At 39.3% G+C, this 24,532-nt stretch carries 28 protein-coding genes and 2 tRNA genes; 14 read left to right on the top strand and 16 right to left on the bottom strand.

The genetic code is table 11. The annotated features are described in order from the left end of the window. Positions 1-41: 41 nt before the first annotated feature. The 4 genes from AM279_RS15220 to AM279_RS15205 form a co-directional block, all read right to left on the bottom strand. Positions 42-2,075, bottom strand: a complete 2,034-nt coding sequence (locus AM279_RS15220) for a flotillin family protein (protein ID WP_394331222.1) — start codon at positions 2,073-2,075, stop codon at positions 42-44. A gap of 129 nt (positions 2,076-2,204) precedes the next feature. Further along, positions 2,205-2,843: an OB-fold-containig protein gene (locus AM279_RS15215; protein WP_054408883.1), complete on the bottom strand. Its 639-nt coding sequence runs from the start codon at positions 2,841-2,843 to the stop codon at positions 2,205-2,207. 18 nt (positions 2,844-2,861) lie between these two features. After that, the gene (locus tag AM279_RS15210; RefSeq protein WP_054408882.1) at positions 2,862-3,575 is read right to left on the bottom strand and encodes a PspA/IM30 family protein; all 714 of its coding nucleotides are present in this window, start codon (positions 3,573-3,575) and stop codon (positions 2,862-2,864) included. 4 nt (positions 3,576-3,579) lie between these two features. Further along, positions 3,580-3,975, bottom strand: a complete 396-nt coding sequence (locus tag AM279_RS15205; protein WP_054408881.1) for a YbjN domain-containing protein — start codon at positions 3,973-3,975, stop codon at positions 3,580-3,582. Positions 3,976-4,178: 203 nt separating this feature from the next. On the opposite strand from AM279_RS15205, the gene AM279_RS15200 reads away from it, so the two are divergent. Next, positions 4,179-4,934, top strand: coding sequence for a helix-turn-helix transcriptional regulator (locus AM279_RS15200; protein ID WP_054408880.1), 756 nt, complete (start codon positions 4,179-4,181; stop codon positions 4,932-4,934). Positions 4,935-5,114: 180 nt separating this feature from the next. Here the strand turns inward: AM279_RS15200 and AM279_RS15195 are convergent, their stop codons facing one another. Further along, on the bottom strand, positions 5,115-5,435 hold the full coding sequence (locus tag AM279_RS15195) for a DUF3892 domain-containing protein (RefSeq protein ID WP_054408879.1): 321 nt from the start codon (positions 5,433-5,435) through the stop codon (positions 5,115-5,117). A 218-nt stretch (positions 5,436-5,653) separates the two neighbouring features. Then, positions 5,654-5,725 (bottom strand) — tRNA-Arg (locus AM279_RS15190). Between the two features lie 334 nt (positions 5,726-6,059). Between AM279_RS15190 and AM279_RS15185 the strand changes: the two genes are divergently transcribed. Together AM279_RS15185 and AM279_RS15180 are read left to right on the top strand one after the other, a co-directional pair. After that, positions 6,060-7,103, top strand: coding sequence for a hypothetical protein (locus AM279_RS15185; RefSeq protein ID WP_054408878.1), 1,044 nt, complete (start codon positions 6,060-6,062; stop codon positions 7,101-7,103). Further along, a complete protein-coding gene (locus AM279_RS15180; protein WP_054408877.1) occupies positions 7,093-8,424 on the top strand; it encodes a hypothetical protein in 1,332 nt (443 codons plus the stop codon). Before AM279_RS15185 ends, AM279_RS15180 begins: the two co-directional genes overlap by 11 nt. A 215-nt stretch (positions 8,425-8,639) precedes the next feature. Here AM279_RS15180 and AM279_RS15175 read toward each other — a convergent pair whose 3' ends face one another. From AM279_RS15175 to AM279_RS15155, 5 genes are all read right to left on the bottom strand, one after another. Next, entirely contained in the window at positions 8,640-9,131 is a 492-nt protein-coding gene (locus tag AM279_RS15175; RefSeq protein WP_054408876.1) for a hypothetical protein, read from the bottom strand. A gap of 6 nt (positions 9,132-9,137) precedes the next feature. Then, the gene (locus tag AM279_RS15170) at positions 9,138-9,380 is read right to left on the bottom strand and encodes a hypothetical protein (protein ID WP_173571682.1); all 243 of its coding nucleotides are present in this window, start codon (positions 9,378-9,380) and stop codon (positions 9,138-9,140) included. Between the two features lie 23 nt (positions 9,381-9,403). After that, entirely contained in the window at positions 9,404-10,474 is a 1,071-nt protein-coding gene (locus AM279_RS15165) for a helix-turn-helix domain-containing protein (protein WP_054408874.1), read from the bottom strand. A 46-nt stretch (positions 10,475-10,520) separates the two neighbouring features. Further along, positions 10,521-11,174, bottom strand: a complete 654-nt coding sequence (locus AM279_RS15160; RefSeq protein WP_054408873.1) for a hypothetical protein — start codon at positions 11,172-11,174, stop codon at positions 10,521-10,523. 269 nt (positions 11,175-11,443) lie between these two features. Further along, positions 11,444-12,775, bottom strand: coding sequence for a hypothetical protein (locus AM279_RS15155; RefSeq protein ID WP_054408872.1), 1,332 nt, complete (start codon positions 12,773-12,775; stop codon positions 11,444-11,446). Positions 12,776-13,545: 770 nt separating this feature from the next. Here AM279_RS15155 and AM279_RS20685 point away from each other — a divergent pair. Further along, entirely contained in the window at positions 13,546-13,686 is a 141-nt protein-coding gene (locus AM279_RS20685; RefSeq protein WP_160316457.1) for a CBS domain-containing protein, read from the top strand. Here the strand turns inward: AM279_RS20685 and AM279_RS15150 are convergent. Next, a complete protein-coding gene (locus AM279_RS15150; RefSeq protein ID WP_236688524.1) occupies positions 13,683-13,865 on the bottom strand; it encodes a helix-turn-helix domain-containing protein in 183 nt (60 codons plus the stop codon). The genes AM279_RS20685 and AM279_RS15150 overlap by 4 nt on opposite strands. A 160-nt stretch (positions 13,866-14,025) precedes the next feature. On the opposite strand from AM279_RS15150, the gene AM279_RS20515 reads away from it, so the two are divergent. The 6 genes from AM279_RS20515 to AM279_RS15120 all read left to right on the top strand — a co-directional run bounded on the left by AM279_RS20515 (position 14,026) and on the right by AM279_RS15120 (position 17,947). Continuing rightward, a complete protein-coding gene (locus AM279_RS20515) occupies positions 14,026-14,538 on the top strand; it encodes a hypothetical protein (protein ID WP_143090357.1) in 513 nt (170 codons plus the stop codon). A 12-nt stretch (positions 14,539-14,550) separates the two neighbouring features. Beyond that, on the top strand, positions 14,551-15,030 hold the full coding sequence (locus tag AM279_RS15140; RefSeq protein WP_143090356.1) for a hypothetical protein: 480 nt from the start codon (positions 14,551-14,553) through the stop codon (positions 15,028-15,030). A gap of 208 nt (positions 15,031-15,238) precedes the next feature. Beyond that, on the top strand, positions 15,239-15,919 hold the full coding sequence (locus AM279_RS15130) for a recombinase family protein (RefSeq protein ID WP_054408867.1): 681 nt from the start codon (positions 15,239-15,241) through the stop codon (positions 15,917-15,919). A gap of 551 nt (positions 15,920-16,470) precedes the next feature. Then, on the top strand, positions 16,471-16,755 hold the full coding sequence (locus AM279_RS15125; RefSeq protein ID WP_054408866.1) for a hypothetical protein: 285 nt from the start codon (positions 16,471-16,473) through the stop codon (positions 16,753-16,755). Continuing rightward, a complete protein-coding gene (locus AM279_RS21060) occupies positions 16,755-16,901 on the top strand; it encodes a recombinase family protein (protein ID WP_143090355.1) in 147 nt (48 codons plus the stop codon). The genes AM279_RS15125 and AM279_RS21060 overlap by 1 nt, the downstream gene beginning before the upstream one ends. Positions 16,902-16,912: 11 nt before the next feature. Next, positions 16,913-17,947 carry a recombinase family protein gene (locus AM279_RS15120; protein ID WP_054408865.1) on the top strand — a complete coding sequence of 345 codons (1,035 nt, stop codon included), beginning with the start codon at positions 16,913-16,915 and terminating at the stop codon, positions 17,945-17,947. Positions 17,948-17,968: 21 nt separating this feature from the next. Here the strand turns inward: AM279_RS15120 and AM279_RS15115 are convergent, their stop codons facing one another. Continuing rightward, positions 17,969-18,820 carry an IS3 family transposase gene (locus AM279_RS15115; RefSeq protein WP_054406426.1) on the bottom strand — a complete coding sequence of 284 codons (852 nt, stop codon included), beginning with the start codon at positions 18,818-18,820 and terminating at the stop codon, positions 17,969-17,971. A gap of 14 nt (positions 18,821-18,834) precedes the next feature. Further along, positions 18,835-19,263: a transposase gene (locus tag AM279_RS20820; RefSeq protein WP_054410124.1), complete on the bottom strand. Its 429-nt coding sequence runs from the start codon at positions 19,261-19,263 to the stop codon at positions 18,835-18,837. A 13-nt stretch (positions 19,264-19,276) separates the two neighbouring features. Here AM279_RS20820 and AM279_RS15110 point away from each other — a divergent pair, with 13 nt between their 5' ends. Further along, a complete protein-coding gene (locus tag AM279_RS15110) occupies positions 19,277-19,849 on the top strand; it encodes a hypothetical protein (RefSeq protein ID WP_074961732.1) in 573 nt (190 codons plus the stop codon). Here AM279_RS15110 and AM279_RS15105 read toward each other — a convergent pair. Further along, positions 19,812-19,888: transfer RNA gene (locus AM279_RS15105), tRNA-Asn, on the bottom strand. The genes AM279_RS15110 and AM279_RS15105 overlap by 38 nt on opposite strands. A gap of 175 nt (positions 19,889-20,063) precedes the next feature. Continuing rightward, positions 20,064-21,389 (bottom strand): RIP metalloprotease RseP, encoded by a 1,326-nt coding sequence (gene rseP, locus AM279_RS15100; protein ID WP_054408864.1) that lies wholly within the window; start codon positions 21,387-21,389, stop codon positions 20,064-20,066. Positions 21,390-21,613: 224 nt separating this feature from the next. On the opposite strand from rseP, the gene AM279_RS15095 reads away from it, so the two are divergent. The 3 genes from AM279_RS15095 to AM279_RS15080 all read left to right on the top strand — a co-directional run bounded on the left by AM279_RS15095 (position 21,614) and on the right by AM279_RS15080 (position 24,529). After that, positions 21,614-22,690: an NADH:flavin oxidoreductase/NADH oxidase gene (locus AM279_RS15095; RefSeq protein WP_054408863.1), complete on the top strand. Its 1,077-nt coding sequence runs from the start codon at positions 21,614-21,616 to the stop codon at positions 22,688-22,690. 383 nt (positions 22,691-23,073) lie between these two features. Further along, positions 23,074-24,114, top strand: coding sequence for a Gfo/Idh/MocA family oxidoreductase (locus AM279_RS15085; RefSeq protein WP_054408861.1), 1,041 nt, complete (start codon positions 23,074-23,076; stop codon positions 24,112-24,114). Positions 24,115-24,118: 4 nt separating this feature from the next. Then, on the top strand, positions 24,119-24,529 hold the full coding sequence (locus AM279_RS15080; protein WP_054408860.1) for a DUF1304 domain-containing protein: 411 nt from the start codon (positions 24,119-24,121) through the stop codon (positions 24,527-24,529). The last annotated feature ends 3 nt before the right edge of the window (positions 24,530-24,532 follow it).

Below are 24,532 nucleotides of genomic sequence, written 5' to 3'. Positions count from 1 at the left end.
GCCCCGCACGGGAAAGGTTTATTAAAAAAATACAAAGAGGCTTATCCTAACTTTTTACCCGACAGGCCAAGGTTTTTAGCCATATCCATAAGTTTGGCAAACAGGTTTTGCTCACCCGCATCGTTACTGCGGTTTTGCAGTTCTAACAGCAGGCCTGCCACGGTAAGGTTTTTAATATCTTCAGATGATATGCCATACTTATCGGCAAACCCTTTTATCCTTTCCAGCAGGTTTTCGCCGCCTTGGGCACCATCGCCCAGTATGGCCTCTTTAATATCGGTAATATTCTCTGAACTGTTTACCAGCTTATCAAAGCCTTTCGCCTTGGTAATCTGCCCCACAATATGGTCAAAGAACATGGTTTCGCCACCCACAATATCAATTTTGGCGGCCCTAAGCGCCTCGGCAAGTACGTTAGCCTGGGCATCGGCAATATCTTTTTGTATGTTAATATGAGCCAGGTCTACCTGTAGCTCTTTATTAAGCTTAAGCTTAAACTCTTCGTGCTCTTTGCCCACGCCGTCAAGCTTTTTCATGGCCTCGGCTTTTTCTTCAATACCGCTTGCTTCGGCAAGGGCTTTTTCTTTAATAACCTCGGCTTCGGCAACACCCAGTTGTTTTTCGGCTTCGGCTTTGGCCTTAATACCCGCTGCTTCGGCAAGGGCTTTTTTCTCTATAACCACGGCATCTACAATACCCTGCCTTTCGTTAGCATCGGCCTTGGCATGCATTACCTGCGCTTCAGAAAGGCCTATGGTAGCGTCTTCCTTAGCTTTGGCTTCAGCAAGTATTTTACGGGCTTCGGCTTCTTTTTCGCTGGCAGCCATCCTTGCGGCAGCCTCAATGTTTATCTCCTCAGCTTTTTGCTTGGCAGCCTCTTTTTCGGCCTCAGCAGCCTTTAGGCGCTTAATGTACAGTTCCTCGCTCTCTTTCTCGGCAAGGGTAACGGCCACTTTTTTCTGCCTGTCTGCCTGCTTAAAGGCTTCAATGTCCTTCATGCTTTCCTGCTCCTGCACCACGCCTTTTTCAAGCACTACCCTGTCTCGGATTACATTTTGTATGTTTTTGCGCTCTACCTCTACCGCCTTTTCTTTTTCAATCTGGGCAAGGGTAACAATACGCTCCCTTTCAGTCTGCTCGAGGGCGCGGTCTTTTTCTACCCTTTCGGTTTCAACCGCCTCAGTGCGCTGCTTGTTCTTAGCCGCTACAATAACCAGGCGGTCTTTGTTTTCTTCGGCCACCATTACTTTCTCGGTAGTGTTAATACGGGCAGTTTCAGATTTTAGCCTTTCTTCTTCAGATACCTTAATAATCTCGGCCTCTTCGCGGGCTTTAATATTGGCAATTTCCCTTTTTTGCTGCTCTTCTTTTTCGGCCAACTGGCGGTCTAAGGCCAGTATGGCCTCACGCGCCTCTACGTCCTGCTTGCGGATGGTTTTTTCTTCATCGCGGCGGATAAGGTTGGCCTTAATGTTTTGGGCTGCGGTAAGCTCGGTAATTTTCTTTATACCTTCAGAATCCAGAATGTTATCGGCCTTAAGGTGCGATAGCGGTGTTTGCTCAAGGTCATCAATAGCACAGTCATCAAGCACATAACCGTTAAGGTCTGTACCAATAATTGAGATGATTTCTTCCCTAAACTCGCTTCGGGCCTCATACAGCTCGATAAAATCGAACTTTTTACCCACTGTTTTAAGGGCTTCAGAAAACTTGGCATCAAAAAGGTTCCTTAGTACATCTATTTCCGAAGCGCGTTCGCAACCAATAGTTTGCGCCACATTTATAATATCTGTAGTAGACTTGTTGATTTTTATGAAGAAGGTAACCTTAATATCGGCCCTTATGTTGTCTTTGCATATAAGCCCGTTAACGCCTGCGCGCTCTACATCGAGCTTTTTAACCGATATGTCCATAATTTCCATTTTATGCAGTACCGGCACTACAAGGCCTGCATTGTAGAAAACCTTTGTGCCACCTGCACCGGTGCGCACAATAACTTTTCCCTGGATGATTTTTTTGTACATTGAAATGACCCATACCAAGAGGCCTATTACCACCACTATAATGGCAATCATTGTAATAAGAAGAGAGTTTCCTAACATTGTATTTGTATTTAATAATTGGTTTTTTAAAATAGGTTCGTGAGAAGATTAAGTGTGTAGTGAACTACATAAAGTATAGCTGTGCACATAATTGGTTTGTTTTTAATAGTCAAATTTTTCTATGAGGTAGTACTTTTTATCGGCGCTTTCGCCCACAATAACTGCCGGCTGCCCGGCTGCAATTACCTCTTCGGTATTGCTGCGTGCGTAGAGTTTTATGGGGTCTCCGTTAACAGTAAGCTCGAGCTGGCCTGTTTTGTGCGGCCCTACCGATGTTATAACGGTACACCTGCGGCCCAAAAAGTCTATTTCCGGCTCGCCCTTGTGGTTGAGCTGTTTGTAAAAGTAAGACAGGGGCTTGCTGAAAAGCTTTACCACAAAAAGGCTGAGTATAAAATTAGGAATGAGCAGCACAAAGCCCAGCAGGGTGCTTTCTATGCCCAGGTAGTAGGTTACATTTACCCCTATGAGCCACATACTAAAGAACACAATGGTGATGATGAACATAAGCGGGAGCTCATCAAAATTAAAGTATTCCAGCACCTTCATAACACCGCCGGTATCTGCCTCGCCATCGCCGTCAAAACCGGTGTCGAGGTCGGCTGAATCAAAATCAACGCTAAACAAATCAGGGTCTATACCCGCAATTATTACCAATAGCCAGTACAGTACCAGCAAAATGCACATAATAGAAAAAAAGGCATTTACCGGCGAAAACGAGATTTCGATTAATTCTTTCATTTAAAAAAAGCGGTTTTATCAGTCGGTGTTGTTGTCTATGCCCATTTGCTCCTTAAGCTTTTCGAGCTCTGTGGTGGCTTTGGCTTTTTTAACGTCTACCGCCCTGTTTATTTCATCGTCAATAGATTTTGATGCACTTGCAATTTCGCCATAGGCTTCGGCAAGGGCTTCTTCCTGGTGCACTTTTTCTTTCATGCGTTCCAGCAGTGCTATGGTGCCGTTGCTGTCTATCTTAGCCATTTGCTTGTTAAGGCTTTTTGTGGCATCGGCCACTTTAACACGTGAACGCAGTATTTTTAGCTCGTTTTCCCACTTGCTTATATTTTGCTTAATGGTTTGCACATTGGCCTCCATTTGCAGCACATTCTGGTCAAACTTTTCCTTGTCGGCCATAGCCTGGTTTTGCTGGCCTATGGCTTCTTCTTTTTTAACCAGGGCCTCTGTAGCCAGCCTGTCGGCCTCATCGGGCTCTATGCCGCCTTTCTGGGCTTTTTTAAGTATAAGCATGGCCTTGCCATTATAGTCTTCGGCTTTTTCGCCATACTCGCTTACCTCTTTCTTGGCGCGTATGCTCATGGCTTTTACCTGTGCCAGCGCCTCAAGCGCCTTGTCGAGGTCGTCTTTCATATCCCTTATGCCCTGTTCGGTCATTTTAATAGGGTCTTCCATATTATCAATGGCATGATGTACTTCGGCCTGGCCTATTTTAAAAAGTCGTCTCAGAAATTTCATGTCGTTAGTTTTTTGAAAAGTTAATAATTTGTTCAGAATACTCGCTAAGCAAAAGGCTAAGCGAATTTAAAGTGGCACCAAACTCATTCTGGTCCAGGTTTTCCAGCTGCAGCGAGTCCCTGAATATAACCTTTCTGCCTGTAGCATCGAGAACAAAGGCCCCGTGAATAATATCGCGGTTTTTTTGAAGCAGCGCTTTATAAACTGCGGGCGACTCTGCCTTAATTTCAAACAGGAACTGCTCGAAAATAACAATAGGGTATGCCACGCAAATTATAAGGTTAAATACACCCTCCTGCTCATTGCTTACAATAAAAATACCCTCGCGGCTATTTTCATATTTTATGTCAAGCTCCAGTGCATTGAGGTAATTTTTTACCACTCCATAATAGTCTTTCATCATCTACAGGTTGTTAGTTGGTTAAATCTCGCTTTTTTTACCGGTTGAATAAAACTTTGTTATCATATTTTTTTAACAGGCATTAAAAAACCCTCTCAGCCTGCTCATATAATTAGCATTTAATTTTTATATTTGCTAATATTGTTAGGCAAATATACTAAGTGTTTTTATATTTGCAAATAATATTAGCAAAATATTTAACTATGGTGTTTGGCAAAAACTTAAAAAAGATACGCAAAGTACACAGCCTGAGTCAGCAGGATTTTGCAGAACTGTTTGATTTAAAGCGTGCTACGCTTGGTGCGTATGAAGAAAACCGCAGTAACCCCAAGATTGACACCGCCATAAAAATTGCTCATCATTTTAGCATTGGACTCGAAGATTTACTTATTAAAGAGCTTACCATAAATGATTTGCTCAATTTTAATGAGAACATAACCACCGCCACCAGTATGCCCGCTACCCCTACCTTTGAAGGTGTTGCCTGCATTACCCCCGAGGTAGAGCAGTCTTTTTTAAATGAATACCGCACGGCTAATACCGTGGGCAGTATTTACCTGCCCTACTTGTACCTGCCCAATATTACAGGGGGCGATAAGCTGGCCTATGTGGTTAACGACCTGTCTATGTCGGGCGGAGATGGTAAATTTTTACCCAAAGATGTTGTTATAGGGCAGGAGGTGCCCCCGGCAGAAAAGTTCAGTATATCGGGCAGCCTGGTAATTGCCGTTACCAATACTGCAATATACCTGCGCACCATAGAAATGCACGGCAGCATTGCCCTGCTTAAAGCCAACCACGCAGGCGTAGAAACCATTACACTGGAAAATAAGGATATTATAGGCTTATGGAAGGTGCAGCACGTTTTTAGGTATACCCTGCCACAGCCCGGCAATGAGCTGGAACAGCGCCTGGCCCTGCTGGAAAGCTCTATTGCGGCGCTGAATAAGAATGGGTAGGATATCAAACAAAAAAAGCAGCACATTACTGTACTGCTTTGCTTTTTGTAGCCTCCGATAAATCAAACAATTGTATTAATTATAATCGTTACACCAATATCTTTGGCAAACTTTTTCAATATGTTTCGTATACAACCCATTAACAAATAAATCATGTTGATACCCTTCTGAACATGTCATCTATGGTGCGATCCAGTCATAATCAATCAGATGTCCTAAATTATCAGTCAATTTATTATCTGGATTAGAACGAAGGTATTTACCATTAGAACCATTAACAACCGTAACGGTTTCACCAATAATCCAAATGCATTTATTATAGCTCCAAACCCATGTAGTAGCACTATTTCCTGCTTGTTCCAGAAGCGCTATTGCTTGCGCTTTTGTTTTTTTAACTGCTCTCGAAGCCGAAGCACCTGTATCATTTACAGTATGAAAAGCGTAAGCAATAATTGTGTTATTGGTGTCTTTCCATACACCGGAAATTCTATACTCTGCCATATTTAAATATTTTAGACAGCAAAAGTATTCAACATTGAAAACTTGTTTTTGCGGCTTTCCTCATTCTTGAATAAATTTATTACCATCCTGATATTTATATCAGACGTACACCCTATGTAATGTTTATTGAGTTTTGCAGAATGTAAAATGTAGACAAAATATTCCATGAAATAAAGAAACAAAAAAAGCAGCACATTACTGTACTGCTTTGCTTTTTGTAGCCTCGCCAAGAATCGAACTTGGATCAAAAGTTTAGGAAACTCCCATTCTATCCGTTGAACTACGAGGCCGAATAAAAAAGGCCATCATTACTGATAGCCTTTAGATAAGCTCCCGCTAATGTTGTTTTATCGAACCAATTCGCATCAGATTTGAAGAAATTGTATAATCTATATCACGACATTATGGAAACCGTTTAAGGCTATCGACACCCCTTGTTACAGGGTCGTCCTTTTTTAGAGGTGCAAATATAGAAACTCTATTCATATCTGGCAAATATGAATAGAGATATTTTGCAGCTTTAAACCACGTACATCATCTTTTAACCGTAATATGATTTTCCTGCTGAATTAATTATAAGATTTTCATTTATTATTATATTTGTGTTGTCCTCAATAAATCTATGTGAAAAATATTAAGCCAATCTCCTTACACCCTATTTTAGTCAGTGCTTCTGTGGAATTCCTCAAAGATGAGGTAATGGAGTGCTTAACAACTCAAGATGGTCTACCTGAACTTATCGGTCAATTGTTATACTATAAGGAAGAAGGTAAGGCTCTTTATCCTGAAATATATATATTTGACGATATTGATTTAATTAAAAAAATTCTGTTTAACTCACAATTCTGTTTACTAGGTTCAGGGGAAAAATCTAAAGAAGTGATGTTGAAGGCACTTAAAAAATGTGCTCCTTTAACTGAAAATGGCTGGGCAATATATATTCTTAGGAAAGATAATTCACTTGAATATGGTGTATTTAGGGCTGGCAATTCAATTTTATCAATGTCGATATCAGAAGCACTTATTGACGAAGGCTCTGAGGAACTAAAAGTTATTTTAGTCCACCAAATAGCTGACAAATTAATTGAGGTCAGAGGCATAAAGGCAGATACTCTTCTAATCAGCTATGGAAATCAACAATTAGCGAAGAATTCTCCCACTACGAATCAAATTGAATTCATATCCTCAATAATTAAAGATGTGAAATCAGAGTACAAAGACCCTACAGTAAATTTTTTAAGAAAAGTATTCCTTGAAGTTTTACAGAAAGGTCATGGGACATTAGCTTGTGTCATTCATCACAAAAAGAAGGTAATACCTAAGAAACTTGAAGATGGGATAGTATTAGGAAGTAGGATTAATATTCCTGATATGATAAAGGAATTACAAGATAAAAATGATTTACAGGCTAATTCTAAATTAGAGGCTCACTTTGCTTTAATAATAGGAATGATGCAAAGTGATGGTATCACAGTATTTACAACAAACGGTGAAGTAGCATCTTATAATGTATTTGTTAAGCACCCTGAAAAACTCATTAATTCGAAAACTAGTGGCGGTGCAAGAAGTAGAACATATTTAACCCTATGTGATATGATTGGAAATGGAGTTGAAGCAGCATACATACAATCCCAAGATGGTAAAATAGAGTATAGTAATGGAAAATAATATAGCTGTATTATGGAGTAAAACTGACACCCCAGTCTTACCCAAAAAAGTTAATAATATCTCAGAACTGGTTAGTCTTGGCATGCAACTATCGAGCAAAGACCAAAGCCAGATAATTAGGACTTTTGAAGACGGCTCGTATGAGATGGTCTCAACTTATATTTGGACTAAATCGATTAATTCATTACGAAATCAGTTAAGTAAGATGGGTATGTCATTTATTGCTGAAATGTTAGACAGGCCAGATATAAACGAACATACAAATTTGCAGCAAGCCATCTCTGAATTTGAAGCGATTAAGTTAGCTGAGGAATTAGGAGTTATAAGTCCCACTTCTGCCTTTAGATTAAAACAAGCTATGCAAACAGTAACTCATTTTAATCAACCTGAATTAGAGGACGACCCAGAAAATGAGTTAACGGAAGAGGAAGCAAAAATTATTGTTCGTTCTTGCATTCAAGGTATACTTGGGTACAATAGAATTGAAGCTGCGATAGACTTTAAAAATTTTCGTACCGATTTAGAAGAAAAGACACTTACTGAGGATAGCGTTTATATTTATAAGCTTATCCAAAGTCCATATTTTTTCCATAGAACTACAATCCGAATATTACTATCACTTGTTAAATCTGCTTCGGGTGCCCAATTAGAAAACTCATTAGCGAATTCAAATCTCATTATACCCAAGATATGGGAGGGTCTGAAACACCCTGAGAGATACCAAATAGGACGAAGTTACTCTGAATTATTTGCAGATGGAAAAAACAGAGCAGCTAGTGGTTTAAAACAAGTTTTACTAAAAGTAAAAGGTTTTGATTTTGTTCCCGAAGATTTACGCTCATCATCATTTATAAAAGCTGCAAATGAAGTTTTAATAGCGCATGAAGGGATGAATAACTTTTACAATGAACCTGCTCCATTAAGAACATTATACAATATGGGTAGTGTCATTCCTATTCCTGCTTTTCCCGTATGTATAACTGCTATTCTTTCTGTAAGGCTTGGAAATTGGTATGGTGTTTCAAGAGCAGCTCAAGATACTGCAACCGAAATGTTAAAAAATATAACTCAAGAGCGTTGGGTGTTCTTTTTTAATGAACTTTTAGAGACAGACGATAGAATTCTTTATAAACTTACCCAAGATAGCCCATCATCACGCTGGATGAAATTGTTTAGCGATAAGTTCATAGATAGCATACTAACTCAGATACAGCACAGAGACATTATTAATCTCTTAAAATTTACAAAGGAGAAAAAGCAAAGTAGGGTCAATAAAATTGCCAGCGAAATGTATGTAAAACTTGGTTATGGTGATAAATAATACGATTTACTTATAACAACAAAAACCACCCTAAGGTGGTTTTATCATTTACTACTATCCTTTTTAGGTGGTGGTGGAGGTGCTTGATATGTTGGCAATGTATTACTTTTAAGTCTTCCTTCACCATGCTGGGACTGGCTGTTAGTTCCTGAATTCCCCCGCTCTTGTTGGGAATTACCCGATGATTTTCCTTTGTCGTTACTCATAAATAATCTTTATATATTAAATGCTCTTTGAAAAAAATTGTCACATTCTGTCTGCGCTTTTCGAGCAAGCTTTTTATTTGTAGACTTGTGAATTTCGTTTACAATTCGATTGATTTCTCTTTCAGTTTGCTTTAGCTCTTGAAACTTTTGCAATAGTTCGGTATCATCAATCCTATCATTTTCGTAATCAAACCAAATTTTTTCTAGTTTTAAGTAGAAATCATAGTAAAAGTCAGAGACTTTATTTAGTTTTTCAATTTGTTTATCAGAAGGTATAAGATGCGGCTGAGCAAGTTTTGCTAATGATATAAAAGCAATTATACCACATGCCAAAGCTGGTAAATCACTCCAAATCTTCCATCCCATTATTCCCGCAGTGGAAAACACGGTGATAATCAAATTAAATATATTTAGTACCCCACGTTGGTAGCCTATTAAAGTGCAAGTGTAAGTTTCGGAATATTTTGCCTGAGCTAGCTCATACCACAACCTTGCCCGCATAACCTATTACCTTTGTTTATTAGATTGTGATAAGATTGAAGCAGCTAAAGTCTTAGTGTCGTCATTATATTTCGAGCTATCAAGAACTTTTGAAGCTTTAGTTTCCATACTGGAGCCAGTTTGGTTCTGCTTATTAACTTGTGAAAGTGCTGAACCTGCTAAAGACTTAGCAGTTGCAGAAGCATTTGGGTTTGTCAGTGTCTTTGAAGCTAAAGAAGCTACGGAAGACGATGTTTTTTTATTGTTCATAATACTGCGATTTGAAATAATAATTATAAAATGATTTTCATTTTAGGCCTGTCTCTATCAACTAATGTAGAATAGACTTCTTCAAAAATTTTTTTCGAAAGCCCAAATTCTCTATAAAACTCTGCTTCATCACCTATATCTTCTTGGCATACGTTAAGCATCTTTCTTAATAGTACAGGTGTATTAATATCTATATCATGAGGCTCATTTTTTCGATATGGCGCAAGCATTGTTACCCACCTCCTGTATTGGTCTTCAGAAAGAATAGTGCCTTTAGCCTTATATAACAATGCGCCAACAGATATTTTCCAATAGGCTTTTAACTGAAAAAGTTTAGATAAGGTTAGCCCTCTATATTCACTTCTTAAAGCAGTTCTGGGAGCCAAAAACTCAGAAGCGAATACATTCGCTTCTTTCTCTATATCTCTTTCATTAGAGATGATTGTGTCGTTATGATTATGTGCAATAAGGTGGCATAATTCATGGGCTAAGGTAAAAACCTTCCTGGCGTTCTGAATTTTATTGTTTATTAATATTACGGGAACACCTTTCACATAGAAACTAACACCATCAAAACTTTTATTTTGGGCAGATATAAAATCGTACTCAAAAAAATATACAACAACGCCATTACTCTCAAGCAGCCTAACTAAATCTTCTATAGGTTTTCTTCCCAGCCCAAAATAATCCCTAATCTCTGTTGCCAGATATTCAGCATCTAATTGGAAATTTTCCAAATCCAGCTGAGGAATTTTATTCTCAGGAATTTCAACATACTCCAGTAACTGTTCAATTTTGTTTGAAATTATCAATAATCTCGCTTCAAATAAATCAGTGTATTTTTTAGCAACAGTTGCACTAGCCCTGTAATGAACCTTCAAGTTAGGACTACTCATCATTTGTGAAAAAAAACTTTCTCCAAATTCATCCTTTAACTTTTCAATTATATCACTAGTCAATGGCTTTAGGCCTTTTTCCAAATTACTTACCAGAGCTTGTGATATTTCAAGCTTTTTCGCAAACTCCTTCTGGTTTAAACCAAAATAGTTACGTGCCAACTTTAATGTATCATTTTTTAATATAATTGCTCCCATAATTATTTTTGTTAATTAATCTTCGAATGATGGTCTCGCTTAATATTTAATTACCAGTTTTTTTATTATGATTTTTCCTTTTAGATGTAACTTTTATTTCATCTAGAAGGTCGGCACCATTAAGATTAAATAAGTTTGGCTTGAAAATTTCTTCTAAGCTTACCTCATAAGCAACACCTCCATTATTATAATGAACCAATCTTATATCAGATAATGAATTTCCCGTTTTATCTAAAATATGTCCAATATAGTATATAGGTAAAGGCTTATTTATGCCCATCTCATATAAATTATCGAGCATTACTTTCGAGTAGTGTATTATATTACCACTCATTATTTCTTTAAACCTTTTACTATAGAAACCGCTAATCCTGCCTCTTTCATCCATTTTTTTAAAGCAAATCAATGCTTTTCCATCTAACGAATAATAATCCACTCCGTGAGATTTCAAGTGGTTTACCTTCTTCATTAGTTGATTATCAAAAAGAACACTACTATAAAATAGTTTCTTTACTTTTGAGTTTATCCAGATAGCTTTTGCTGACCTGAACTCAAATTGCCCAGGGTCGTTCTTAAAATCAGATAAAGAACTTTTTACACCCTCTTTTACCTTACTGTATGCCGTTCGCTTAAAATTAACATACAACTCATTAGGAACACCTTGTGATTCTAATGAAAAATCATTACTTTTGTGGAACATAAGCCCAATTTTTTTGAGACCACCATTTCAAAGAACTTAAACAAAAGCACTCTTCGCAACAGAGTGCTTTTTGTTTTTCAAAGATATTGAAAAAAATTAATTGCGCATAATTATAAAAAAATATTACAAATATATTTTTTAACAATCACATTGTTATTATCTTGTTGATAAGCCGCGGTTCTATGTTCAAAACCAAAAAATTATCAATAAAATAAGGGTAAAGGAAAAATGTTCATTATTATATCGTTGAGTAATACTTGTTGATTGTATTAAAGTTTAACCTCAGTTTTAACCCCTTGTTCCAGTATTACCCTATTCATGGTTTCAATAACTGCTGACTTATCCTTTTCTTCGCATAATAACGCATCGTAAACATATAAAACCTGAATGCCCTTAGCGCTGAGGTTGGTTATAACATCTGTCATTATATCCACCTCTACCATAAACATCTTGCGGGAAGTAACTTTATAACCATTGGTAGCCTTATCCTTGCGAATGCGTTCCAACATCAGCGGCTTATGCTCTGAGTAGAACTTATATAGCGGTGATTTCTTCATCTCAACCCATTTTTTATTGAAGAACGCCAAATGTTCTACCTTAACCGCTTTAACATCAATAGCAGCCCTTTCAGCCACTTTTTGGTGTGTGATATAACTTTCATTGCCGCCGTATAAGTGGATGGCTATATTCGGGTGTAGCGCAGTATAATCGCATTCTGCCAGCTTTTTGCCGTCTATAGTAATCTGTTCCCTTATCCACGCTGGCATGAGTGTAAATGAATCCACCACACGCCCACCGCTTGCAGCATCCCCAGCACTTGGTACCATAAACCCACGCCCTGTTAAGAACTCAAACAGTTTGATATTGTCCTCTACAAAGCTGCGGTTCTTCCAGTCGTTCCAGTAGTCATTCTTATGCTTGTTGCGCATTGTAAGTAGCTTGCCCTTTTTGGTGGTACGCCCTTCTTTAACCAGTTTTTTACCAATGGTAAGTAGTTCCGCTGAGATTGGCAGTTGTAGCTTAGGGTACATCTTTACCAAATTCGCACTGATTGGGTTGGTCATAGCATTTGCAAGCTGCTGGTAAAAGAGCCTGTTCCTTGTAGCAATAATACCACTGTTTTTAATGAGGTATTCCGTAAGCCCAGCTTTAAGGTATTGTTCCGTTAATCGGTACTTTTTGGATTGTACACCTACCTCGTAAGAATCGGCTACCTCTATGAATGCGCCTGTTTTCGTTCCTGCCTTTAGCAGTTCCACAATTTTAGTATAGATATAGGTATTGCTGGCATTCTTTGTCTGTTCATGCAGTATAGCAGAGCTTAAAGACTTCCAAGGGTCTTCCGTGTAGTAAGTGCTGGCAAGGTTTGAGAGTACCAGCAGGCACTTTTCAACGGCTATATTAGTGTTGGGGTCTATTTCCCTGAGCAGTGCCTTAGGAACGTATTTAGTGAGGTTGTACTGGGCTTTCTTCGGCACCAGTATGGAATTGACATCTGGAAACACCATCGCCAATTCAGAGAGGTTAAAATCATTGTGGAGGATGCTAATATCCTCAGTATCGCCAGTCAGGGCGATATAATCATCATTTTCAGTAAACATTTTTTGGTTATACTTCTATTCACCCACCAGTAAGGTACTGGTGCTTATTTATAAGGTCTTTACTTATTTTACTTGGTAGAAGCAGCTGGAGGCAGCTTATTCCTCCAGCAACCAAGAATTTTAGTGAGTTTATTCTCATTTTGATAACTATAGACATTTCGGCCCAGATAGTCAATAGTTGTGTGCATATTTATTACAATTATTTTATCAGGATAGCGCAATCCAAGCATAACATTATTACATAGTATCTTTAGGAATGCCTTATTTTATTAATGTTTTCAAACTACATAGTACTATGATATTAAGTAACATATATGAGAGTAGTTAAGAAGTAATAGATGGTAAATAATGGGATAGGAAAGTATGAGCAATATATAATAGCGATAGAATACTACAATAATGCGCTACAATTAATGTAAATAACTTAAGAACATTGGTGTATAATAGCTGTTTATACACATCATTATACAGGAACATTAGCACGTATGGGAACGGCAAAACCCTTGAAATCTCACAGCAATCAAAGGTTTACACAAATAAATTCACCAAAATCTTTAAAAACACGGATGGCTTCACATCCCCTGCCTCCCTGTACTATACTTTCTCAAAAAGCGGCCAGCCGTATCGCACCTTATGTAAAGGAGTAAAATTCCAAAGAGGTTATCGATAATCAGAGTCCTTCAAAAATTTTTTTTTGGAAATTTGTATGGATTTTTTGGAAAACCAGTCCTGAAAAACTGTTGCGACACTATTTATTGTAAAACAGGAGCATGAAAATAAAAATAACTTTGGAACAGTTAAAGAGGGTGTTAACCACCGAAAAGCCGAAATATCCAATTACCGTTGTAATGAAAGGCATTGATAAGGCCGAACTTGAAGATGTTGTTAAATTGCTAAAAAAGAAGGGTTAACCAATAGTCAAAGACAATCCTTTTAATAAATCGGTAACTTCTATATCCAAAGCTTTAGCTAATCTAAAAAGTAAATTAATTGTTATACCCTGTTCATTTCGGAGAATACGTCTTATAGTGGATTCTCTACAATAGGCGGCACGTGCGAACTCAGATTTATTACCATCATATTTTTTCATGAATAGATTATAAATCCTTTTTGATAATTCTGCTTCTATTTTAGCCAACTCATCAGACATTAAGCAAAGAAATCAAACCTAACACCCAAGTTGCAAGGATTGAATTCGCCATATATGGCGAATTTTATTACATTTGTATTTGTAATAAATTCCTCCAAACATGAAAAGACCTTTCTTTATAATACTATGTGTGTTTATAGTATTATTTGCCGTGGCTAATAGATGCGATAAATTGGCATCGCTTACACCACCCGTTGAAAACAGCAAAAGCTATATAACTCCTACACAACCCGCAAGACCTGGGCAAGCTCGTGCAAACTGGAAAAAAAATACAGCAGAAACAAATATTTGCGATGAATGCGGCGGCCGCTTTTTTGGGCGGGGATATACCGAAATAGCACATGGGCAATGGCAGGAAACAGAAGAACCGTACCAAAGCTTTATATGTAGCCGCGCTTGTGGGAGGCAGCACACAAGAAAATGGGAGGAAAAATCACATAAGCTTCATACCACTGCACAACCAGCCAAACCATCGGGCTACAGGAATTACAACAATGAAAATAGTATTGATGACCCCTGCGGCCTATGTGGGGGTACTGGCTATGAAAGCAACCGCTATGGCGATGCAAGAATTTGCCCTCAGTGCGAGGGTACAGGAAAACGTAACAATTAAAAATTTTAAAATATGGCAAATAGTTCAAGTGGTTTTGGTATGAAGCTCGTTATAGGTTTTGCGGCCTCATGTTTAGCACTCGGTATGTTATCCCAATATCAAGGTAAAAATTCTATTAGTGAAATTTCAGCAACTGATTTTGTAATCGTAATAGCAGTTATTACACTATATACTGGTTTCATCATTTTAAGGAATGCGAGTACCGAAAGAAAATATGTACTGTTATCCTTAATGAGATTTTGGTACAACTTAATCGGGCATCTATTAATAATGGGTACTATCCTGTATTGCTTCATATACCTCAATAACACAAACAACTTTATTACTAAAGATATTTTGAAAACGTATAAAGAGGTTGAATTTTCATCCAAGCATTTTTTCACTATATTTTTAGGGGGTATTTCAGCAGGTATGTTCTCTGTTGGCTTTTCATATTTAGTTAGTATGACTTTAGATAAAGAATATCCTCAGGAAGAAATAAACAATGCTTAAAACAGATTCGACATATAATATAAACGAGGCCGACCAGCCTCGTTTTTTATTACCATACACCGAGAACCTCACACCAAAACAGCAGCCAAAACCCAACTACCAGGAAAACCAGGATTTTTCTTGTGCATTAAAAACCAGGATATTACATTCGCTTCAAGTTTGTAATAAATCATAAACGGACGTTTAAGTTTTAAAATTAGTATAAGCCATGAAGAAGTATATCGCCTATTATAGAGTAAGTAGAAAAGAACAAAGTATTAGTGGCCTTGGCTTATCAGCACAAAAAACATCCGTTGAAAAATATGTTGCTTCACAAGATGGTATTATATTAAAGGAGTACACAGAGGTTGAAACGGGAACAAACAAGCGTGAGCGTGTAGAGATACACAAAGCTATCCAAATGGCAAAGAATGAAAGTGCAGTACTGGTTATTGCAAAGCTGGACAGATTGGCACGTAACGTGAGCTTTGTAAGCAGCCTCATGGATGCGGGTATTGAGTTTGTGGCGGTGGATATGCCAAGCGCAAACAATTTTACCATCCATATTTTCGCAGCTTTAGCAGAACAAGAAGCAAAATTAATAAGTAGCCGAACCAAACAGGCTTTGGCAGAACTAAAGAAAAAAGGTGTGAAACTGGGCAATCCTAATAATCTTACCAGTGAGGCACGTGCCAAAGGCGTACAAGCTGTTAAAGAAAACGCACTCACCAATGACAGGAATAGGCAAGCACAATCTATAATAGCAAGCTGTAAAGAAAAAGGAATGACTTACAGGGAAATTGCCACATACCTTAATGAATTGAACTTTAAAACCCGATACGGCAAACAATTTTTACCATCTACCGTATATCAACTGTATAACAAACTTAACCTCATACAAGCAGCCTAATTATGAAAAATTTTAAAGTCCGAATCTGGATTGGCTCCAATCTCACATATATTATAGTACCCGCATTTAACTCTGCCGCCGCGCTATCAACCGCAAGAAAACTTTACCCAAATGCACGTGTAATAAGTGCATCAGTCTAACGTTAGAAATATAATACTATATTTAATTTATTGATTATTAAATGTTTATATAAAATATTTTTCAATATTTGCTTGCAACCTACGTGAAAATTGTGTAGATTTGCATTATAAGATTTTCAAGGAAAGTCTTACCGAAAATCTAAAACTTTTGATTTTCATGTTCTACTCTACACTGTAGAGATAGATGTATAATTCCTAAAAAATACTCGTAGGGAGTCCAGTTGTGACTATAAAAGAATAATTCTCCGCAATAAAAAATTGGAAGAAGCGGAAGAATCGTATGCTATCCCATACAAAATGCAAACAAATTTTGAACCGTGACGGTATTTTCTACTCAGATGCTGAGATTGAAACTATTAGGCAGGTACTTTACTCACTAGCTGAATTACAATTAACCATAAAATATTAAATATGAGCAAATTAAAATTAATCATTGATTTAGATTTACCCATCAAGGAACTAATTGAAGTTATTAAACTACAAGGAGATGTAATAGAGACCGAAGAAAATATATTTGGTGTTTCTAACAATAAATACGTTGACAGAAGGATAATTTATTACGATAAAGTCTTTTGGGTTATATACTCAATACTTGACAATTATGAAGATAAATGCTATTGGGAGGATATGGAAGGATATAGTTCTGAGCAATTAGCTTTAATAGGGTATAACGAATTAAAAAAAACACTAGGATAATGAATACCATAATTTATACACGTGTCAGTACAGACGAGCAGGTAGAGATAGGCTTTAGCTTATGCAATCAGAAAAAAGCCCTAACCACCTACTGTGAAATAAACAAATTTACGATTACTAAACATTATCAACACACTAACAATTAAACAACAATAACATGGCTACAATTATATATACACGTGTTAGTACAGACGAACAGGCAGAAAAAGGCTTTAGCCTACGCCACCAGCAACAAATCCTAACTACTTACTGTGAGATAAACAAACTTACGATTGCTAAACATTTTGAGGACGATTATTCTGCAAAGAATTTTAACCGTCCTGAATGGAACAATCTTATGGAGTATGCTACAAAAAACAAACAAGCTATTGGTAAGATTCTTTTTACAAAATGGGATAGATTCTCCCGAAATGCAGAAGAAGCTCTGGCAGTGATAAGAAGGCTAACAGATATGGGGATAGAAGTAAACTCTATAGAACAGCCATTAGACCTCACAAACCCAGATAATAAGGTTTTATTGTCAATGTATCTTATACTCCCAGAGGTTGAAAATCTTAAAATATCACAACGTACGAAAGACGGGATGAGACGCGCAGTAAAAGAAGGGTGTTTTTTATCCAAAGCACCTTATGGATATGATAACGGGAAAGTTTTAGGTAAGACTTCTGTAATCCCTAATGCCGATGCCAAAATTGTCATTAAGGCTTTCACAGAGGTTTTAAAAGGTCTTGAAGCAGTTGAAGTAATACGAAAAAGATTTAAAGTAGAGCATGGTTTAAGGCTGGAAAAACAACAGTTTTACAATATGCTGAGGAATATCTTATACTGTGGTATGGTTGTAGTACCTGAATATAAAAAAGAGTCGGCACACCTTATAAGAGGACTACATGAACCCTTAATAAGCCGTGAATTATTTGACAAGGTACAGGATGTTTTAGATGGCAGAAAAAATGTAGGCGCAAAGCTACCCACATCTATAAATCCAGCATTTCCATTGAAAGGTAGCCTGATATGTCCTATTTGCGCGAAGCAGATAACAGCGAGTAAATCCAAGGGTAATGGCGGACACTACGAATATTATCATTGTACTTCTAAATGCAAGGTGAGGTATAAAAAAGATGTGCTACATAGTAATGTAACCAGTATGCTCGACAAAGCATTGACTAGTCCTAAAATAACGATACAGGATTAATAATAGTAAAAATACATTTTTTTAGACAGAAGTAGCTTTCGGGTTACTTCTGTTTTTTGTTTTATAGGTTTTCATTTTGATACTGCTTTGCAGGTGCATTTTGTTTGGAGTCAGCATATAATTTGACCAATGTGGCCTGATTTGATTATACTTATTTATAACCTCCGCTACCAGCTTTTTCATTAATGATAATTCAAGATGGTAAGCGTCAATCATAAACTCCTGTTTTAATATTCCATTTACCCTTTCCGCTACTGCATTTTCATAAGGATCTGAGTTTTGAGTCATACTACATTTCAAGTTACATTTTTTTAATAAATATTGATACTCATCCGAACAATATTGTATTCCCCTGTCTGAATGATGTATTAATGATTCAGCCTTAAACATCCTGTTCTTATGAGCCATTTTTAGAGCATTAATACTGCCTTGTGTGCTCAGGGAATCAGACACATCATATCCCATTATCTTTTTAGAATAAGCATCTGTTATTAAGCTTAAATAACAAGGTTTATCCCGTTTCCCGATGTATGTAATGTCGGATACCCACACCTGCTCCGGTTTAGTAATATCAAGTTCTTTAATCAGGTTAGGATGCTTTCTAAAACGATGGTGTGACCATGTAGTGACATGATAACTCCTTTTAGGCTTTATCAGTAAATGATTTGCTTTTAAAATACTAAAGAACTTATCCCTTCCTACTTTTAAATCTTTAAGCTTATTATTAAGTATATGATACAATTTGCGTGTACCAAGCCGGGGTTGGGCTATGCGCTGTTCCTTTACAAGTCCTACAACCTGTTCCGCCAGGCTCCTGCGAAGCTTGACACGTTTAACACTTCGATAATAAACCTGCCTGTCTATCCCGAACAAACCACAGCTGAAGCTTAAGCTTTCCTGCCTTTTTTTACTGAAGGATTGGATTGTCCGGGTGGTAAGTTTTTTCTGATGTCAATATTATATTCCTTTTCCGCTAAGTCTATCATCATATCAAAAATAATAGCTTTAGAATCGGATATATGGTTTTGACTTTCAAGCTGGGCTTTCTGCTTTTCTAAAAGCTTTACTTTGGCCTCAAGTTCCATAATACGTTGTTCAGGTGTCTTTGGCATATTCGATGGTGTTTGATTCTCCCAATCAAAGTTACCATATTTCCTAAGCCAATTTACAACTGTTGAACGAGCCTGGATGCCATATTTTCTTTGCGCGGCATAAGTTGAAAGCTCACCCGATTCAATCTCTTTTACAATTTGAATCTTTAAACTTAAAGTGTAATCTTTTTGGGTACGCCTTACATAATTGTTTTGTCCTTCCATTTTGATACTTTTTTTGTGTATCGATATTTCAGGACGGGACACATCACTAAACAAAAATGTTGGCTCACTTTATAGCGAGGTTTTAAGCGACTTAATAAGCCAAAGTGAGACCGATGCTTACATACGAAGAGAAGAACTCACTAAAGAGAAAGAAACACTTGAAAAACTGATACTGGATGCAGAGGACAGACTAATGAGCAGAGAGATAGACTTAGAGTTGTTCACAAAGATTACAACGAGGTATAAAACAACTATTAACGAAATAGAAGATAGTATATCAAAACTTGCAAGGAATGATGTATATCTTAAAAAGTATGTCGCCGATTCGGTAAAATTACTATGTAGCATGGGTAGTTTGTTTAACCAACTGGAAGACAGAAAGAAAGGCAGTTTTTTACGAACTATTTTCCCTGAAAATCTGATAGTCGAAAAAGAGGGTTTTCGAACCAATTCGACTAATACTATTTTGGAGCTATTATCCCGTAATACCAAGGAGTTAGAAAAGGCTAAAATGAAAAAAGCCGCTAAAATTAGCGGCTTTTCCAATCTGGCTCCCCCTCTTGGGCTCGAACCAAGGACCCTCTGATTAACAGTCAGATGCTCTAACCAGCTGAGCTAAGGAGGAAACTGTATATTGTTTCTCGAATTTATAAAACCTTAAGGCTTTATTAATCTGGTATTAACTTCTAAAGAACTTTTGTAGCGCTAAAGCCGTCAGCTTTATTGCGGTGCAAATATATAACCATTTTTAATTTCTCCAAACAAAAATTTAAAAAAAATTAAAACGTTTTTTCAGCAGCCTAACCCACAATAAGTTGGTAAATGTCTTTTCCGAAAACAAGTGCCATTAAACTCAGCAAAATTACCATTCCCACCGTTTGTACAATGCCTGCAGCCTTATCGCTAAGCTTGCGGCCGGTAATCATTTCGGCAATGGTAAATATGGCATGGCCGCCGTCAAGGCCCGGTATGGGCAGTATGTTCATAAAGGCAAGGCCTATGCTAAACAGTGCCGTAAAGTTCCAGAAGAACTCCCAGTCCCACGTGGTAGGCAGTTTTGTGGCAATACCCACCACACTTGTAACCTGCTTGTAGGCACCCGTGCTGGGGCGCAGTATAAGCTTAAACTGCTTAATGTTGTATATAATCAGGTCATACGACTCGGTTATGGCAGCCGGTATGGCACCAAAAAAGCTATAATGCTCTGTTATTTTGTAATGCTCAAGGCCTTCCGCCACCTGGTTTATACCCACCTTGCCAATAGAATCTACCGGCACGTTAAGCGTCATGGGCTGGCCGTTGCGCTCAATACCAATGTTTATAAAGCCTTTTTTGTGCTTAAACGCCTCTTCGCTCATTTGAGAAAGGTAGCGCTGCTCTTTTCCGTTTACAGTGCGTATTTTGTCGCCCACCTTAAGGCCACCCTTAGCAGCTCCTGAACCCGGCGCTACAGAGTCTACCGTTGCGCTTTTAATCCACGGGTGCATAAAGTCGCGCCCTTCGGTTTCCAGTATCAGTGCTTTGTTTTCATCGCTCAGGTTAACGTCTACACGTTTTCCATCGCGCTCTACCACTACTTTATCCCCTAAAAGCACATCGAGGGTCATACGGTTAAAACTTTTCTGGAATTTGCCGTCGGCCTCTACAATACGGTCGCCGTCTTTAAAGCCCACCTTGTGGCCGGTTTCGCCAAAAACAAGGCCGTTTTTCTGCATTACCTCAGTACTTACATAGGTTTTGCCATAGGTGCTGTATACCACAGTAAAAATTAACCACGCCAGCAGTATGTTTACAATAATACCGCCCAGCATGATTATAAGCCTTTGCCAGGCCGGCTTAGAACGAAACTCATACGGCTGCGGCTCGCTTTTCATTTGCTCGGTATCCATACTTTCGTCAATCATACCACTCAGCTTTACGTAGCCGCCCAGCGGAAGCCAGCCTATACCCCACTCGGTTTCGCCTATTTTCTTTTTAATAAGGCTAAACCCGGCATCCATAAAAAGGTAAAATTTTTCTACCCTTACCTTAAACATTTTAGCGGTGATATAATGGCCAAATTCGTGCAGAACTACAAGAATTGAAAGCATAAGTACAAGTTGTGCAACCTGATTGAGTGTATCCATTTGCGAGAGTTAAATACTTTGTGAACGCACAAAAATACTATTTTTAGGCTAAGCATGGCATTTTTTAGCGTTTTCGTATGTTATTTAAATGTTTTGTTAATAATGATGAATGCAATTTGTAATTGGATAGTATAAGATAACTTTACAAAACGTAACTTTATACTGTAAGGCATTACTGTAAAACTAACGCCTTTTTTACAACTAACCCAAGCCAAAAACAAATTATGTCACACTTATTTTCAATATTCCAGCTCAGGAGCCTTATCCTTAAAAACCGCATAGTGGTAAGCCCTATGTGCCAGTACAGTGCCGAAGACGGTTTTGCTAACGACTGGCACCTGGTGCACCTTGGCGCGCGAGCCATAGGCGGTGCAGGCCTTATTATTCAGGAAGCCACAGCCGTATCGCCGGAAGGCCGCATATCGCCGTGCGACCTGGGCATTTGGGATGATGCCCATATAGAAAAATACAAACAGATAACTGCTTTTATATTACAACACAACGCTTTCCCCGGCATACAGCTGGCACACGCAGGCCGCAAAGCAAGCGTGAGCGCCCCATGGCAGGGCAACCACAAACTTACGCATGCCGAAGGCGGGTGGGACTCAGTAGCGCCAAGTGCCATACGTTTTAGCGAGCACGAAGCCGAACCGCCACAGGAGCTGGATAAGGCCGGTATTGCCAAAGTGGTGGCCGACTTTAAAGCCGCTACCCGCCGTGCACATGAAGCCGGTTACAAGGTGGTGGAAATACACGGGGCACACGGCTACCTGCTACACGAGTTTCTTTCGCCGCTGGCAAACACACGAACCGACGAGTATGGCGGCAGCTTTGAAAACCGCACCCGCCTGCTTTTAGAAGTGCTGGAAGCCGTGCAAAGCGAATGGCCTACCGAACTGCCCATTTTTGTACGCATTAGCGGTACCGACTGGGCCGAAGGGGGCTGGAATGTAGACGAAAGCGTGGCACTTGCCAAAATACTGAAAGAAAAAGGTGTTGATGTGGTAGACTGCTCAAGCGGCGGCGCGGTGCAGCACCAGCAAATACCTGTAGGGCCGGGCTACCAGGTGCCTATTGCCGAAAGGGTTAAAAAAGAAGCCCATATTGCCACGGGCGCCGTGGGCCTTATTACCGAAGCCCAACAGGCAGAAGACATCATTGCATCTGGCAAGGCCGACCTTGTGCTTTTTGCCCGCGAATCGTTGCGCGACCCTAACCTGGCGCTGCGTTTTGCCCATGAGTTAAATGCAGAAACCATCTGGCCCAAGCAGTACGACCGCGCACAGTGGAGGAAGAGGTAGTAGGCAGTGATCAGTAATCAGTGTTCAGATGGCAGATAGCTGGTGGCAGGTAGCAGTTTGCAGCAGCTGTAGAGATGCATTGAATGCGTCTCCCATAATGATACAATACACGCCACCCGACCCTGAAAGGGTCGCGCATATTAGCCCGGGATGAAATCCCGGGGGATGTCAATAATTAAACGTCTGAGTGAAGCTATTCCCCTCCTCCGGAGGGGTGGCGAAGCCGGGGTGGGATTTTTGAATGAGATATCCTGAGTTGAAAAACCACCCCGCCCTACGGGCACCCCTCCGAAGGAGGGGAATACCCATCATACCCTTTAAAATAAAACTTTGTGTACCTCTGTGCTCCTTTGTGAATCTTTGTGGTACCATAATATATACAAATGAAAAAAATTAAAACAGCACTACTCTCTTACGGTATGTCCGGCAAGGTATTTCATGCACCATTTTTAACCCTGCACCCCGGCTTTGAGCTAACGGGCGCATGGGAACGCAGTAAAGACCTTATCCGCCAGGATTACCCCAATGTAAAACGATATGAATCAATAGAAGAACTGTTAGCCGATGATGTAGACCTGGTGGTGGTTAACACCCCCGTAGACACGCATTATGAATATGCCAAACAGGCCATAGCCGCCGGCAAGCACACCCTGGTTGAAAAAGCCTTTACCACTACAGCCGCCGAAGCTAAAGAGTTAGGCGAACTGGCCAAAGCCAAGGGCGTAACCCTAACCGTGTACCAAAACCGCAGGTGGGACAGCGATTTCCTTACCGTAAAGCAAGTGCTGGAAAGTGGTGTTTTAGGCGATATTGTAGAGGCTGAAATACGTTTTGACCGCTACAACCCTATACTAAGCCCCAAAGCATGGAAAGAAAGCGCCAATGCCGGTGCAGGCGTACTGAAAGACCTTGGGCCGCATATTATAGACCAGGCACTGGCACTCTTTGGTAAGCCCGATAGCGTGTTTGCCGATATCCGAACGCTGAGGGAAGGCTCTGTGGTAGACGATAATATTGATATACTGCTGTATTACCCCAATAAGCGCGTGCGCCTGCATGCCGGATTCTTTAATAAAGAGCTGTTGCCGTCTTATGTATTGCAGGGGCGCGAGGGTTCGTTTTTTAAAGACCGTGGCGATATTCAGGAAGACACCCTTAAAACCGGTGCAAAACCCAACCTTGACAATTGGGGTACCGAGCCTGAAGACAAATCGGGGTTGCTGCACTACTCGCAAAACGGCGAGAGCATCCGCAAAACCATACCTACCCTTAAAGGCAACTACTACGGCATTTTCGACGGTGTGTACAACGCCATTACCCAGGGCATTCCGGAGCCTGTTACCGCACAGGACGGCCTGCTTGTAATGCAAATTATAGATGCTGCTATTGAAAGCGATAAAGAAAAGAAAGCAATAAACCTGTAAGATTATGGAAGTATTGGTTATAAACCGGGCAGGCATTTTAGACATTGTTACCAGCATACTGGTAACCGTTATTGCCCTGCTGCATTTATACATTATGTGGCTGGAAATGTTTGCGTGGGAAACACGCGCGCCAAAGGTGTTCCGCAACTTCCCAAAAGACCTTTTCCCAAAAACCAAAACGCTGGCGGCCAACCAGGGGCTGTACAACGGCTTTTTAGCCGCGGGTTTACTATGGACGTTTTTTATTACCGATATGCTGTGGCACAGCTACATACAACTGTTCTTTTTAGGCTGCATTGCCATAGCGGGCATTTATGGTGCTGCCACCGCCACCAAACGCATATTTTTTATACAGGCACTGCCTGCATTAATAACCATACTACTGATTCTTAAAAACCTGGAATCATATCTATAACTA

Origin of the sequence: Flavobacterium akiainvivens (assembly GCF_001278115.1) — a bacterium.
In the GTDB taxonomy this organism is placed as follows: Bacteria; Bacteroidota; Bacteroidia; order Flavobacteriales; family Flavobacteriaceae; genus Flavobacterium; species Flavobacterium akiainvivens.
The sequence above is the reverse complement of the archived record's forward strand: the minus strand, read 5'-3'. Positions and strand labels throughout refer to the sequence as shown.

Bases quoted from the DNA above. Each gene is read 5' to 3' on its own strand.
- AM279_RS15220 (WP_394331222.1), bottom strand. From the start codon at position 2,075: ATGATTGCCATTATAGTGGTGGTAATAGGCCTCTTGGTATGGGTCATT.
- AM279_RS15215 (WP_054408883.1), bottom strand. From the start codon at position 2,843: ATGAAAGAATTAATCGAAATCTCGTTTTCGCCGGTAAATGCCTTTTTT.
- AM279_RS15210 (WP_054408882.1), bottom strand. From the start codon at position 3,575: ATGAAATTTCTGAGACGACTTTTTAAAATAGGCCAGGCCGAAGTACAT.
- AM279_RS15205 (WP_054408881.1), bottom strand. From the start codon at position 3,975: ATGAAAGACTATTATGGAGTGGTAAAAAATTACCTCAATGCACTGGAG.
- AM279_RS15200 (WP_054408880.1), top strand. From the start codon at position 4,179: ATGGTGTTTGGCAAAAACTTAAAAAAGATACGCAAAGTACACAGCCTG.
- AM279_RS15195 (WP_054408879.1), bottom strand. From the start codon at position 5,435: ATGGCAGAGTATAGAATTTCCGGTGTATGGAAAGACACCAATAACACA.
- AM279_RS15180 (WP_054408877.1), top strand. From the start codon at position 7,093: ATGGAAAATAATATAGCTGTATTATGGAGTAAAACTGACACCCCAGTC.
- AM279_RS15175 (WP_054408876.1), bottom strand. From the start codon at position 9,131: ATGCGGGCAAGGTTGTGGTATGAGCTAGCTCAGGCAAAATATTCCGAA.
- AM279_RS15170 (WP_173571682.1), bottom strand. From the start codon at position 9,380: ATGAACAATAAAAAAACATCGTCTTCCGTAGCTTCTTTAGCTTCAAAG.
- AM279_RS15165 (WP_054408874.1), bottom strand. From the start codon at position 10,474: ATGGGAGCAATTATATTAAAAAATGATACATTAAAGTTGGCACGTAAC.
- AM279_RS15160 (WP_054408873.1), bottom strand. From the start codon at position 11,174: ATGTTCCACAAAAGTAATGATTTTTCATTAGAATCACAAGGTGTTCCT.
- AM279_RS15155 (WP_054408872.1), bottom strand. From the start codon at position 12,775: ATGTTTACTGAAAATGATGATTATATCGCCCTGACTGGCGATACTGAG.
- AM279_RS20685 (WP_160316457.1), top strand. From the start codon at position 13,546: ATGAAAATAAAAATAACTTTGGAACAGTTAAAGAGGGTGTTAACCACC.
- AM279_RS15150 (WP_236688524.1), bottom strand. From the start codon at position 13,865: ATGAAAAAATATGATGGTAATAAATCTGAGTTCGCACGTGCCGCCTAT.
- AM279_RS20515 (WP_143090357.1), top strand. From the start codon at position 14,026: ATGAAAAGACCTTTCTTTATAATACTATGTGTGTTTATAGTATTATTT.
- AM279_RS15140 (WP_143090356.1), top strand. From the start codon at position 14,551: ATGGCAAATAGTTCAAGTGGTTTTGGTATGAAGCTCGTTATAGGTTTT.
- AM279_RS15130 (WP_054408867.1), top strand. From the start codon at position 15,239: ATGAAGAAGTATATCGCCTATTATAGAGTAAGTAGAAAAGAACAAAGT.
- AM279_RS15125 (WP_054408866.1), top strand. From the start codon at position 16,471: ATGAGCAAATTAAAATTAATCATTGATTTAGATTTACCCATCAAGGAA.
- AM279_RS21060 (WP_143090355.1), top strand. From the start codon at position 16,755: ATGAATACCATAATTTATACACGTGTCAGTACAGACGAGCAGGTAGAG.
- AM279_RS15120 (WP_054408865.1), top strand. From the start codon at position 16,913: ATGGCTACAATTATATATACACGTGTTAGTACAGACGAACAGGCAGAA.
- AM279_RS20820 (WP_054410124.1), bottom strand. From the start codon at position 19,263: ATGGAAGGACAAAACAATTATGTAAGGCGTACCCAAAAAGATTACACT.
- rseP (WP_054408864.1), bottom strand. From the start codon at position 21,389: ATGGATACACTCAATCAGGTTGCACAACTTGTACTTATGCTTTCAATT.
- AM279_RS15095 (WP_054408863.1), top strand. From the start codon at position 21,614: ATGTCACACTTATTTTCAATATTCCAGCTCAGGAGCCTTATCCTTAAA.
- AM279_RS15085 (WP_054408861.1), top strand. From the start codon at position 23,074: ATGAAAAAAATTAAAACAGCACTACTCTCTTACGGTATGTCCGGCAAG.
- AM279_RS15080 (WP_054408860.1), top strand. From the start codon at position 24,119: ATGGAAGTATTGGTTATAAACCGGGCAGGCATTTTAGACATTGTTACC.